We start from the raw sequence: 14,065 nt of genomic DNA, 5'->3' as shown, positions 1-14,065 counted from the left end.
GAGCATTATAAATAGCTTGTCATTATTCTATCACAGAAAAATGAGCTATTTTAAAACTACCCTTGTGCCAATAGTGTATTATTATATCTTATCAAATTATAGCAAAATTACGTGAAGCATAAAGAATATATATAATTATTGGTTACTTTTGATGAATTATTGAGTGAATAGATTTTATGATTTTTACCAGAATTATAAGCATTTTAAAGTAGAAAAAATAAAAAAATGACGTATAACACTAAAAATGATTAATTTTGATAAAAAAACAGCAATAATTTAGGACATTTGCCTATTGACTAAAACAGGCTATGATGTATAATAAAACACAATATATAGAAAAAATGGATTAACTATATGGCAATTGTACCAGAGCTTATAAAGGTTTTTATTATTGAAGATGAAAACCTTGTACGGGATACCCTGGCTCAGAGCTTAGAGCTTGTTGATAATATTAGTGTTGTTGGCACATCTGAAAACATATCCTCTTCTGTTGAAAATATCAAAGCAACAAAACCTGATGTGCTGATTATTGATGTGCGACTTAAAAATGAAAATGGCATTGAAGCCAGTAAATATATATTAAAAGTAATGCCTGTTGTAAAAATTATCATTCTTTCAGGTTATTTTAATGACTCGCTTGCTGCAAGTGCCCTGGCAGCAGGAGCTTCAGCTTTTTTGTCAAAATCCATTGCAATATCACATCTGGTGGCTGCAATATTTCATGTTATGGTTCATAATAGTTTTTATGCACCACAGTTGCCTGATGAAGTGCTTGAAGATATATTGGTAAAAAACAAAACATCAAAAAGACTATGTGCTCTTTTAAAGCGGGAAAAAGAAGTTTTGCAGCTTATTGCAAAAGAGTATTCAACAAAAGACATTGCTAACATGCTTGGAATTAGCGAAAAAACTGTACGCAACCACAAATCAAACATCATGGCAAAATTGGGTATCACCAGCCATGTTGGTCTTATCAAGTATGCGTACTACATGGCAATGATTTAATTATAGATAATGAAACCAGTAATTTTTTTATAAGTTTCTATCGCCCCTTGTACTTTTTTTACGTTTAAAAATTTTTTCAATTTCCACGGCAATAAATACCACTGATGATAATGCAAGTGTTATGCTCAATTCCTCAAAAGTTAATGGATGTGTTTTAAAAATCCCATTGAGATAGGGAACGTATATGGTTGCCATTTGCAGCACAAAAGTAAGTATAAAAGCGCCCAGCAGTGGTTTGTTTGATAAAATGCCAAGCGTAAATAAAGACTCTTTTTCCGAGCGTATAGCTAGCACATGTCCCATCTGGTTTAAACAGAGCACTGTAAATACCATGGTTTGCCAGTGAGCATTCCATGATTTAATGGAAAGTGCTTGTGTAATAATAGAAACAATTCCCATGAGCATTCCCACCCATAGTATGTGAGCACCAAGTCCATGAGCAAAAATGCTTTCCTGCGGATGACGTGGTGGGCGTTGCATGATTCCTTTTTCTTCAGGTTCAGAAGCCAAAGCAAGCCCGGGCAGCCCATCGGTAACAAGATTTATCCATAAAATGTGTATAGGAAGCAGTGGTATGGGTAAGCCAAAAAATGGAGCTAAAAATATTGTCCATATTTCACCTGAATTGCTTGTCATAGTGTATTTTATAAATTTTCTGATGTTGTCAAATATCCTTCTACCTTCTTTGACTGCTTTCACAATGGTTGCAAAATTGTCATCAAGCAAAATCATATGTGCCGCCTGCTTTGAAACATCAGTTCCTGTAATTCCCATTGCAACACCAATATCTGCGCGCTTCAAAGCGGGTGCATCATTGACACCATCACCAGTCATGGCAATAAATTGACCTTTATCCTGTAATGCTTTTACAATCTTTAGCTTTTGTTCTGGGGCAACCCTTGCATAAACACTTATATATTCTACCTTTTGTTCAAATTCTTCAAACGATAGCTCCTGCAATTCCTTACCTGTTATAATATGCGGACGATTTTCATCAATAATGCCAAGGCGCTCTGCTATGGCTTTTGCTGTCAGTGGATGGTCACCGGTAATCATAACTGGCTTGATACCTGCTGATTTACATTCAGACACAGCGTGTTGTACTTCCTGTCGGGGAGGATCAATCATACCAACAAGCCCTAACAAAGTAAGATTTGATTCAACGATGTCCGGAGATATTGAAGAAGGAAGAGTATCAACAAATTTTGATGCAATTCCCAGCACCCGTAGTCCTTGCTCAGAGAGTTGTTCAGCCACTTTTAAAATTTCATCTTTATTGATGGGTACTATCTCTGAATGAATCATCATGGTGTTGGTTATATCTATGATGGTATCAATGGCTCCTTTGGTAAATACTATATACGATGATTGGGTTACTTCCTTGCTTGTGTTTTGATGAATAGTGGTCATGCACTTCCTTTCAGAATCAAAAGGTATTTCTGCTACACGGGGAAGCGTTTGCGACAGTAAAGCTTTATCAAACAAATTGGTATAGGCAAAGTGATACAGTGCGGTTTCGGTTGGATCCCCTAACAGTGCGCCAGATGCATCGCGTATGGCATCATTATTAAGAGCCAGGGCAAAGAAAAATAACTGTGTACTTTTGCTGTGGTTGTCCTTAAGTGATTGCGTTGTAGTAAATAATGTGTTATTAACAAAAATAGTTTCAACAGTCATCTTGTTTTGTGTAAGCGTACCTGTCTTGTCTGAACAAATATATGTGACCGAACCTAAAGTTTCTACAGCAGGAAGTTTGCGGATAAGAGCGTTTTGATTTACCATCTTTCGAGCGCCCAGAGCAAGCGAAATGGTGATTACTGCAGGAAGTGCTTCGGGTATTGCTGCAACGGCAAGTGAAATTGCAGTCAAAAGCATGCGCAGTGGTTCTTCGCCACGTAAAAGTCCCACCCCAAAAATAACTGCACAGATAACCAGAACTGCTATGGAAAGTTTTTTGCCAAATACTGCTAACCGCTTTTGCAATGGTGTTTTTACTTCTTCTTCTTCCTGCAGCATTGTTGCAATTTTGCCTAATTCAGTATTCATTCCTGTGGCAACGGCAACACCACTTCCCCTTCCATAGGTAACAATTGTGCCATTATATGCCATGTTTTTTCGGTCACCCAATGGTAGATTTATCTCATTTATTGGCTGTATTTGTTTTTCAATAGGAACTGATTCACCCGTTAATGCTGCTTCTTCAATTTTTAACTGGGCAGCTTCTATGAGCCGCAAATCAGCAGGGACTATCTTACCTGCTTCCAGTAAAACGATATCACCAGGAACGATTTGGCGGGCAGGGATATTTACAGGGGTTCCATCACGTATGACGGTTGCCATAGGAGCCGACATTTTCTTCAATGCTTCCATGGCCTTTTCAGCACGATATTCCTGCACAAAACCTATGATAGCATTGAGCACTACAATAACTATAATGGCTATAGTGTCAGAAATCTCACCTAAAAACCCTGAAAGCAAAGCCGCTGCTATCAATACCAGTATCATGAAATCAGTAAATTGGTGTAGGAGCATCATTAACGGCGTTATTTTCTTTTTTTCTTTTAATTCATTAAAGCCATAGGTACTAAGGCGGGATTGGGCCTCTTCTTGGGTAATTCCTTTATCTGAAGTTTTTAAGGAAGTGAATACTTCTTCAACAGGCATTGTGTGCCAGTTCATACGTCTTTCCTTTCTATAATTGCAATATTTGCCAGGCAACCGGATAGGTGTCCACAATACAGTATGCTTTCACCTTCCCATTCACCTGGCCTTTGTCAAATTCAACGGAAATTTCCTGTACAATATTGTCTATATCCTTAACGTTGGTGCGCTTGGTGTAATACAGTGGTAGTGGATTTCCCGTTTTAACATCAACAACCATAATGCTATAAACGTGCTCATTCTTCTTTAAGCCAGAATGTTTCAATAATGCTTTTATATACGTTTTGCCTGCTTCAAAGTGTACAGTACCAACACCCTGTGGCATAGTAGCAATACCGCTGCCATGCAGACTCATGTTACAGCCACCAAATACCGCCATGTGGCCTGTATCAAATTCGGTCATGCCCATGAGTTTAAGAAAGCGCCCATAAAATTCAATCTCATCACCCAGTGCTATAGCTACTAATGCTGGGGATTGTGCGATAGTTCCTGTTAAGTGATTGGCTGTTGTTGATAAACGATACATCCCAAAGGGCATATCCCATGAACCAATAAAATTAATCTTGAATCCATCGTAGTTGTAGAGAGTTACACACCTTCCTTCACTGTGCAAATATAATGGATAGCGTGCTTCAAGACTGGGGTCCACCACCGTTTTGCCATCTTTGAGTCTTCCACCAACTACCCACACAATAAGCCCACCGGTGGTTTTGCTGACAATACCGCCAACATAATGGAGCGAATCAAAACCAATCTGATTCCATGAAGGAAGCATGGTAGGGTTTGGAGCAGCTAATCGTTTGAATTCAAACACTGTCTGAGGTTGGCCAATGAATTGTGGATACCTATATGGCAAAACACCTTTGTACGGAGCTATCGCAAATGAATACGAAACATCAAAAGTGCCTGCTGTACTCCCTCCAAAAAACTTGAGCCCAAACCGGTTCATGCCAGTAATGTATTTTCCTTTAATAGAAATGGTTATGGTGCCACCATTCTGGTTAACCCACGTTTCCTGTGGGGTTATTACAAAAAACTGTTTGTTGGCAGAAACATCAATGCGATATCTGGGTTTTCCTGTAACTGCTACTGTTAAAGAATCCCTATCAATGGCTGATTTGAGTGTGTCACCGTTTTTGCGCACAAAGAGGGTGAAAGCAAGTGGCTGATTAGCATCAATGGTAGCAGGCGGTTGAGGTAACAGTTTGCCAAAATTAGTGGTATATACTAAAAAGGGGCCATCGTCAGGGAGTGCTTCACTTTTACCAGTATAACAGTTTGTATCGCTATTAGCATGGTGCAAAGGATAATCATAGGGAATAAAAAACACGCCCCCGTTTTCACCACCAATGTATACACCGTTTGGTCCCAGTGCAGGAGAGCTGTTTAAATCATTGCGGTCTTCATCAATGCACAGGTATGACCAACGCAATGTACCATCAGGATTAAGGCAGAAAAGCTTGCCTTCGCCCGAACCAACATATATTGTGTCATTGCCATCAATGGCTGCTGATGAACGTATGGGCTCCAATGTGTCAAATGCCCACACTATGCTACCGTTTTGCGGATTGAGTGCATAGATGGTGCCATCTGCGCAAGGTTGAATGATAAGCCCGTTTGAAAGCTGAGCAGCACTTGCATAGATATGGTCACGCAGGCCCTGTTTCCATACCTGTTTGCCACTATCCTGCGCATATGCCCGCACATAACCATCATAACCTCCTACAATGACAAGGCCTTTCTTGTGAGTGTTGGTAAGCAGCGGTGATGCAGCGTTAGAGCCAAGCCCACCATTTGTCCATTCTATGGTTTGTGTGCGATAGTTATAACAATAGATATTCTTGAGTGCCATAAACTGAGTGCCAAAAAACATCTTCCCTGTTTTTGTGTTTACCGCAGGAAGCGACCATATCATTTCATTGGCAGGGAATTGTGTTATTCGTTTGCCGTTTTGGCGGTCAATCAGGTATACCAGATAGTTATCGTTAGGGGCAATGATGCTGCCATCAGGAAGCATGCCAATATTGCCTTCAAACCAGTTGACGTTGTATGTTTTTATCTTAAATTCTTCCCACACTTCCTGTACGGTATGCGCTTTGTGTTTCCATACAATGGTGCCTGTCTCACTGTTGATACAATACACATAACTATCGCCACTGCCCACATATACAAATCCCCTGTCATCAAGGAGCGCTGATGAATCAATGATCTCGCCTGTTTTTATTTTCCATTTGAGTGAGCCGTTTTCACGTATAGCGTAGAAGTAATGATCGGCAGAGCCAATGTATACGGTACCGTCAGCATCAACAACCGGTGAGCTGAATATACCTTTGCCTGTTTTAAATACCCATGGACGCAGTGTATGGGTATACGTTGGTTTTACAGCGCTTCTTCCATTTTGCAGGCTGTTTGCCCTGAATTTTGGCCAGGGACTTTTAGGGTCAAGAGGAATGTCATAGTAGCCTTTATTTTTTGGCGATAGTTTTTCAGGATAGACCTGATAGCTGCCAAAAGGATACGTTGCAAAAAAGTAGTAGAGAATTGCCATAAAAACAAGAAGGTATAGAATATGACGCTTTTTGAATGTGTACGATAGTTTCATGAGATAACCTTTTTAAATATAAAGTGTATTATCAAAAATTTATTGATACTCACGACCTGAACAATATACCCAAAAACTTTCATTCTGAAAATACAATAGTAATGGTATGGCTATTCAATAATTAAACGCTTATCAAAATAACTAAATATTCATTTATTTATTTTGTCAATAGATAATTTGCTTTATTATTGATTTTTTTTGCTGTTTATACCCATTCGTAGAATTTATGAACATAGTAACAATAATGCACAATAGTGAAGTTTTTGGAAAATTTTTTAATAATATTATTTATTTAATAATGGTATATATCATTATGGGAGTATTTCATATTTGCACTATAATAAACACAATCTAAATATTTTCATTGAGAGATCCTGAATTCTCATGGTATGATAACTGGCTCAATTTTTTAAAACTTACGGTATGCAATGGTTTTCCAATCATGGTGGAAATAACTTGATTAAATTTTGCGATAGTTAAATAAAATGAAAAAACAGCGTGCACGAACAGGAAGTGAAAAAGAATACCGGAAGGAGCAACTAAAAAAAGCTGCATTGCATTTGTTTTCAAAAAATGGATTTAAGGGTACTACTGTGGAAATGATAACAAAAAAGGCACAATTGAGTCCAGCAGCTTTTTATCTTTATTTTGCCAATAAGATTGCTATATACCGCCAGTTGAATCAGGATGGCATCGATATTTTAGAAAAACTATTGCAGGATGCCTTACAGGCTGCAGGGAAAAGCTCCATTGATAGACTCTATGCACTGGCACGTGCGTATGTATCATTTTTTAAGGATTATACCGATTATTTTTATATTACCGAAATTTTGCATTTAGGGAATTCAGAATTTTTTTATGACACTCGTTTGGTAAAAGAGCTAAAAGAGCGCACTTTAGCTTTATTAAAAATTGTGGCTTTTGTGATTGAAGAAGGAATACACAAAGGTGAATTAAAAAAAATCGATCCATTAAAAACAGCGGTAACGCTGTGGGGAATGATTGACGGTGTTCTAATTCTGGAGGTAAAAAAGAGTACAGCATTCACAGGGTATACTGTGGATGAATTGATTACACAGATGATGGACGCGGTAGTAAAGGGGATAATCCATTAAAATACAACTTACTTTTGGTAAGGTAGATATGAGACGCTTGGCAGTGTTATGCTTTGTAATTTCATTGTGTAGTGTTCTTTTGCACTGTGAAAGCAACCCTGATGCTGAGCGGTGTGCAAAGATATGTGCTGACCGTTATGGTGAATGTGAGCAATATTGTAAACTACAATATAATATAAGTTCGCCGGACTATGGGTATTGTAAAGATGATTGTGAACAGGATTATAATGAGTGCATATTTAATTGTTATTATGTTGCACAAGAGCTTGATGTATACACATTTTGCAAGTACATACACTCAGATGTTTTAAATAAAAAATGGTAATGTTAAAAAATACAACCCAAAGCAACAAAGAAAAATAATGCAGTTTGGGATTTTTATTTACATAAATATGAATATTTAAAAGATTGTATGCATGCATATTTTAAAAAAAAGTTATTGAAAAAATAAATATTAAATATATATAAGCAAAAATTTGTTTTAAATACTTACTTTTTACGGTAACATTAACAAAAATTTTTAGGAGGATTTTTTATGAAGCTTTCAAAACTTTTGGTTGCGATTGCGCTGGTTGTTGGTCTGGCAGCGCCTACTTTTGCGGCAGATAGCATTGCAAAGTTTACTTTTGGGGACGATCAGTATTTAGAGCTGCACTATTTATTACAGGTACAGGCATATTCACTCTACAAAGATGGTAATCCTGAAAGTGATTACTGGTCAAAAGACGCAAAGATACGCCGCTCACGCGTTATTGTAAAGGGTCAGGCTGCTCAGGGTGTTGAGTTCTTCATGGAAACTGATGCACCAAATTTTGAAGATAATAACACTGGTAAAAATCTTTATACACAGGATGCTTACATTGATTTTACCATTGCAAAAGAATTAAAGATTGCTTTTGGCCACATACTACTTCCCTTTATGCATCATGACAGGCAGTCGGCTGCCACATTATTGTGTGCTGATTATACCGCTGCAGTAGTTCCTGTTGGAGGCAATGTATGGCGTGATACCGGTATTGAATTCAGAGGATTGCTTGCAAATGGCCTTGTTGATTACCGCATTGGTGTATGGGATGGAAAGGATAGGACACAGATTACCTGGGATGATGACTCTAATCCATTAACTCCAAATGTGTATCGGTATACCTTAAATAAAAATGATATGCCACGAATAACCGGTAGAGTACAGATAAACTTAAAAGATGCTGAGGATGGCTTTTTCTACAGTGGCAACTATTTGGGCAAAAAGAGCATTATAAGCTTTGGCTTTGGTTTGGATTATCAAAAGGATGCTTACGATGCTTTTACATATACAGGTGATCTGAATAAAAAAGATGAAGACTATACTGCTTGGACAGTGGATTTTTATTTTGACCATCCTATTGCAGCAAATAATGTGTTAACACTGCAGGGTGCATACGTTGATGTAAAAAACACTCCATTTTCATCAGTTACAGTTGGTGGTACTACAATTTATCCGGAAAAACTGAAGATGTATTTTGCTGAAGGTGGATTCCTTATCAATGGCACATGGCAGCCAGTTGCTCGGTATTACTATAAAAAGATTGAAGTTGGTGGGGTAGATGGTAAGGTTTCGGAGATTGCAGGTGGACTAAACTACTACATTAAAGGCCACAATGCCAATATTAAGGTTGAATACGCCCAGCAGTTAAAAGATGAAACCGATGATTTCAAAAATAAGCAGGTAACAGTACAGTGCCAGATATTCATTTAATTATTTAAAAGAAACCAGAGATCTTAAAAAGGGGTGTCATAAAAGACACCTCTTTTTTTTTAAAAAAATTAATTTATGGGCAATTACAATTAATGTTAATGTGAAATAAATTGTCGCATAAAAAAACAACTAAAACCAGCAATACCGGTATTTAAGGATTACCACACTGACCAGGGATGGTTCTTATCCCTCCCATGTCATTGCCAGTCCCCAAGCAATAGGGGCAAAGCAATCCTGCCTTTCATGGTATTGGGATTGCTTCCCTTCAACAATCGGTTACTGAGCTTGTCGAAGCACTCAGGACAAGTGCTATGCTCGCAATGAAACTACGGCAAACTGTTATTGCGAGTGGCGAAAGCATGTGTCAATCCCGACCACCATGTCATTGCGAGGAGCGAAGTGACGAAGCAATCTCAAAACAACAATCCGTTACTCTTTACGATTGACAATTATAGCAATTAATAATACTATAGACAAAAATTACCAGGGAAGAAGATATGAAGAAACTGCCCATTGGAATACAGAGCTTTGAGGAGATAGCCACTGGTGGATATTACTATGTGGACAAGACTTACTTTGTGGCAAAACTTTCAAATGAGGGCAAATATTATTTTCTTTCCCGTCCCCGGCGTTTTGGTAAATCCCTGTTTCTTGATACCATAAAGCAAGCATTCCTTGGGAAGCGTGAGCTTTTTAAAGGGCTGTATTTGTATGATAATTGGGATTGGAGTCAAACCTATCCTGTACTGAATATTGATTTTGGAGGCGGGTTAGTTGATGATGCTGGTACATTGGAGAAATGGATAAAGGTTCAAATTGGACGTAATTTTGAAAATTTAGGGATAAGCGCAAATGTTGATGATGATTACAGGACAGCGTTTGAGGATTTGATACTGAAAGCGCAAGCGCATTATAAGCATAAGGTAGTAATTTTAATAGATGAGTATGACAAGCCAATACTTGACAGGATAGATAATATAGAAAAGGCTATTGCCATACGGGATGTATTGAAGAATCTATATAGCGTCATAAAGCCGCTGGATGCATATATAAAGCTTGTATTTTTAACAGGGGTATCGCGATTTTCAAAGGTGTCGATATTCAGCGGATTAAATCAATTAAATGACATCACATTAGATCCTGACTTTGCAACGCTTTGTGGGTATACTCAGAGTGAGCTTGAGACTGTTTTTGAAAACAGGGTAAAGGATTTTGATAAAGAAGCCCTAAAGGTGTGGTATAACGGGTATAGCTGGCTTGGTGAACGAGTGTACAATCCTTTTGACATATTGCTGTTATTTTCCAAGAAGATGTTTAGGCCGTACTGGTTTGAGACAGGGACACCAACATTTTTGATAAAGCTATTTCAGAAGAATGCGTATTATGTGCCAAAATTGGAGGAGCTCAAAGTAGGTGAGGAACTACTATCCAATCTTGATATAGATTATATATTTCCAGAAAATCTTTTGTTTCAATCGGGGTATCTTACCATAAAGGATGTATTGCGGATAGATAGCAACACAATATATGTGTTAACATATCCAAATTTGGAGGTACGGAAAAGTTTCAATGATGCTTTTTTAACCTATTTAACTCCTGATCCTGTTAAGAAAGATGGAACAAAAATAGATTTGCTACTTTCTTTACGCGAGGGCAATATCGATAAAATAAAGGATATACTCTATAGTTTTTTTGCAAGTTTTCCTGTGGATTGGTACCGTAAGAATAACATACAGGAGTATGAAGGGTACTATGCCTCGGTAGTATATGCATTATTGAATGGAGCAGGATTAACCGTGGTAGCGGAGGATACCACCACTACGGGGAGGATTGATTTAACGGTATTGTGGAACAATAGGGCATATATTGTGGAATTTAAGGTTGTGGAAGACAAGGGAGAAGGGAAAGCCTTACAGCAGATAAAAGAGAAACGATATTATGAGAAATATAAAAATAATAGCAGTGAAATATATATCATAGGGATTGAGTTTAGCAAAGAGCAACGGAATATCGTGTTTTATCAGTGGGAGAGGATGTAGGTATTTCTTATGAATGATTCACTTTAACACCTGGAACAAACCGGCAATGATTCCAACAATAGTAAGAGTCTGGGTAAGGAGCAATCCAGGGTGCCACTTCAAAATATCAGATTTTTACTATGTGAATCTCAATCCGGACTTTTTGAATCTCCAAATGCCACTCAGCTTTAATCTTTTTGATCTCTATGGTAAGATTTGCCTTTTTGTATAATGATTTTGTGTTACCAGTACTTTTAAGTAAGTGGAAACTGTGTGTAAAATGTTTTTTAAAAGAGTTGTCTATAGAGAAAGAATATAGTAGTTCAATTGAAATGAAAACATTATGCAGTGGGAATGCTAAAGTAATAAATATCGTTTGAAATAAAATAAAGAATTTTTAATTGTGGTATTTAGATTCATTGGTAATAAATGATCAGAAAATGAAAAGCTAAAATTGTATTTTTAAGAGGGATTCTTTTTCAATGCATAATGACATTAGGATGTATAAAATAGTTAATGCAAAGTTGATCAGGTTATTTTGTACAATAATTATGTTAATCATAGGCAATGATAGCAATACATTTGCCATACGGAGGGACGAGGTGCTTGCTATACCGCGTGGTGAAGTGATTAAGGCTTCAGTTGATTATATAGGCATGACGGATCTTCTGGCAACCATTAACACATTGTATCTGAATGGGTACTATAGCTTTATGAACAAACATATTGATGAGTATACAAAAAAATATCCACCAGTTAAAGAAATTTTTTATTTTGCAGCCATAAACAATATTAATCAAAACAAACCTGATGATGCTTTGAATAATCTCTACATTGCACTTGCGTTGGAGCCAGCGTATTCGCGCGCACTGAATGCTATTGGCTATGTGTATGCTGTGCGCAGGCAATGGCAGCAGGCACTATCGCACTTTTTATTGGCTCATAGAACTAATACCTATAACGCGTTTATAAGTTACAATATTGCGCTTTTGTACTATCATAACCTGGATTATGTACATGCAGCAGCGTGGGCTAACAAAGCCATAGACGACAAGCCAAACTTTGCCCGCGGATGTGATGTGTATGCGTGCAGCATGTATCAGCAGCAAAAATATGATGAAGCTGTGGAATACTGGGGGAGGGCATTGCAACTGGGGCTGGATGAAGACAGAGTGTACTACAACAGAGCCAGTGCGTATTTTGCTCTGAGTAACCATAATGGGTGTATTGCTGATTGTACTAAAGCTTTACAGAAGAACAAAAAACATGTTGAAGCCCTGATGCTTTTAGCATATGAACACTTTACACTAAAAGATTACGACGCAGCGCTAGCAGCATGTAACAGTGTGTTGAAGATACAAAATAATAATATCTTTGCTGCTGTGCTCAGGGCACTGTGTGCAGGTAAAAAGAATGCACAGGCAGGAAAAGACATGCTTACTGCAACACTTGGCACTGTAGAAAATGTAGAAGATGTTGCTATGCAGCTTTTACAATTTTTTCAATATGCAATTATTGATCCGCCTGTTGATTTTATGTTATACTAAACATTATCGTTGCTTAATCTGTTCATAATAGATTGAACGCAATGTTTCAAAAAATTGGAGGTATTCCTTTTTGCGGTAATCGGGATATGTCCATTCCCAGGGCTGGTAATGTTTTGCCACATAACGATATTCATTTTCCACATACACACCTTTGCCTATATACACTCGATGAAAATAATCCTTGCATGATGCTAAAAAAACATTGGAAAGGGTAAGATAGCCAGGGTCAATATTTATGGTGCGGTTGCCATTGTGTAAAAATTTATTTTCTACCTTATTGGTAAATAATTTTATTTTTGCTATATCTTCCCTGTTGATAAGTTTTTCAAAGCTTATGAATACCTTGAATAAATTTTTACCAATTGTACTATAGTAATCAGTATGCGAAAAGGGTATTGGGTTTGATTGCAGATCAATGGTGCCATATTTCTTTTGTAGTATGTTTATGGTATGAAACAAAACATCATCACGGGCGGTTAATAGCCCTATGAACAGTTTAGCTTTTGGTGGTATTGTTGGTTGAGCCATCGGCGCTCTCTAATTGTAATAAAAATGTACGCATATCCTGGGGCAATGGTGCTTTTATTGCAATCATCTTTTGCAAAAATGGATGGTATAAGCGATACATGCGTGCATGGAGGGCACAGCGAGGAAATGGGCGCTTTATGTTGCCTTGTGATTGTATGTATTCAATGAAATCATTATCACGGCTACAGTACATTGTATCGCCAGCTATTGGGTGGCCTATGTGTTCACAATGTACACGTATCTGATGAGTGCGGCCTGTTTGGGGCTCTGCTTTAATGAGTGTGTAATCATGATAGTGCTTAATGACGGTGAAATGGGTAACTGCGTGCCACTGTGCATTTGTATACGCTGTGCGCTTTTTTCGGATACGTGAGTCCTGTGATATTCCTATTGGGGTGTCAACTGTTAGCCTGGAAAAGGAACAATTACCGATAACTATCGCATAATATATTTTGGAGATAGTATTTGAGTATTGTAAAAATGCTGACGCAATGCGACCACTTTTGGCAAGCACTACCACGCCCGATGTTTCGCGATCTAAGCGGTTGAGCGGCATGCACTGAATGCCTGTGTTAGACCACAATAGCATGGTAAGAGTGTTGTGGAAATATTTGCCAGCAGGGTGAGTGGGAAGATTGCCGCTTTTATTAACTGCGATGATGTAGTCATCTTCATAGAGTATGGTGTACGTGGGGTCAACAGTGGGTTCTTCAACGGAGTGACGTTTGTATTCAATGATATAGTGCTGATATACAATATAATGAGGGATAGTTATCGGTATATTATTAACATATATTTTACCGCTTTTGATTTCTTTTTGCCATCGTGAGCGAGAAAGATAAGTAAAACGGCCT

At 37.9% G+C, this 14,065-nt stretch carries 9 protein-coding genes; 5 read left to right on the top strand and 4 right to left on the bottom strand.

Going from position 1 to position 14,065, the window contains the following annotated elements; genetic code table 11:
* Positions 1-354: 354 nt before the first annotated feature.
* A complete protein-coding gene (locus tag AB1444_00910) occupies positions 355-1,005 on the top strand; it encodes a response regulator transcription factor (GenBank protein ID MEW6525208.1) in 651 nt (216 codons plus the stop codon).
* Positions 1,006-1,032: 27 nt separating this feature from the next.
* Here AB1444_00910 and AB1444_00905 read toward each other — a convergent pair whose 3' ends face one another.
* Together AB1444_00905 and AB1444_00900 are read right to left on the bottom strand one after the other, a co-directional pair.
* Positions 1,033-3,684: a cation-translocating P-type ATPase gene (locus AB1444_00905; protein MEW6525207.1), complete on the bottom strand. Its 2,652-nt coding sequence runs from the start codon at positions 3,682-3,684 to the stop codon at positions 1,033-1,035.
* Between the two features lie 13 nt (positions 3,685-3,697).
* Positions 3,698-6,268 carry a PQQ-binding-like beta-propeller repeat protein gene (locus AB1444_00900; protein ID MEW6525206.1) on the bottom strand — a complete coding sequence of 857 codons (2,571 nt, stop codon included), beginning with the start codon at positions 6,266-6,268 and terminating at the stop codon, positions 3,698-3,700.
* 485 nt (positions 6,269-6,753) lie between these two features.
* Here AB1444_00900 and AB1444_00895 point away from each other — a divergent pair, with 485 nt between their 5' ends.
* From AB1444_00895 to AB1444_00880, 4 genes are all read left to right on the top strand, one after another.
* Positions 6,754-7,383: a TetR/AcrR family transcriptional regulator gene (locus AB1444_00895; GenBank protein ID MEW6525205.1), complete on the top strand. Its 630-nt coding sequence runs from the start codon at positions 6,754-6,756 to the stop codon at positions 7,381-7,383.
* Positions 7,384-7,918: 535 nt separating this feature from the next.
* Positions 7,919-9,118, top strand: coding sequence for a hypothetical protein (locus AB1444_00890; protein ID MEW6525204.1), 1,200 nt, complete (start codon positions 7,919-7,921; stop codon positions 9,116-9,118).
* A gap of 497 nt (positions 9,119-9,615) precedes the next feature.
* Positions 9,616-11,157: an ATP-binding protein gene (locus AB1444_00885; GenBank protein ID MEW6525203.1), complete on the top strand. Its 1,542-nt coding sequence runs from the start codon at positions 9,616-9,618 to the stop codon at positions 11,155-11,157.
* Positions 11,158-11,618: 461 nt separating this feature from the next.
* Positions 11,619-12,683 (top strand): tetratricopeptide repeat protein, encoded by a 1,065-nt coding sequence (locus tag AB1444_00880; GenBank protein ID MEW6525202.1) that lies wholly within the window; start codon positions 11,619-11,621, stop codon positions 12,681-12,683.
* Between the two features lie 3 nt (positions 12,684-12,686).
* Here the strand turns inward: AB1444_00880 and AB1444_00875 are convergent, their stop codons facing one another.
* Positions 12,687-13,211, bottom strand: coding sequence for a DUF4416 family protein (locus AB1444_00875; GenBank protein ID MEW6525201.1), 525 nt, complete (start codon positions 13,209-13,211; stop codon positions 12,687-12,689).
* On the bottom strand, positions 13,180-14,065 hold an 886-nt coding region (locus AB1444_00870; protein ID MEW6525200.1), incomplete at its 5' end, for an RluA family pseudouridine synthase. The genes AB1444_00875 and AB1444_00870, both read right to left, overlap by 32 nt.

This window comes from Spirochaetota bacterium (genome assembly GCA_040756435.1).
Taxonomy (GTDB): domain Bacteria; phylum Spirochaetota; class UBA4802; order UBA4802; family UB4802; genus UBA4802.
This window is presented reverse-complemented; position numbering and strand designations above follow the sequence as displayed.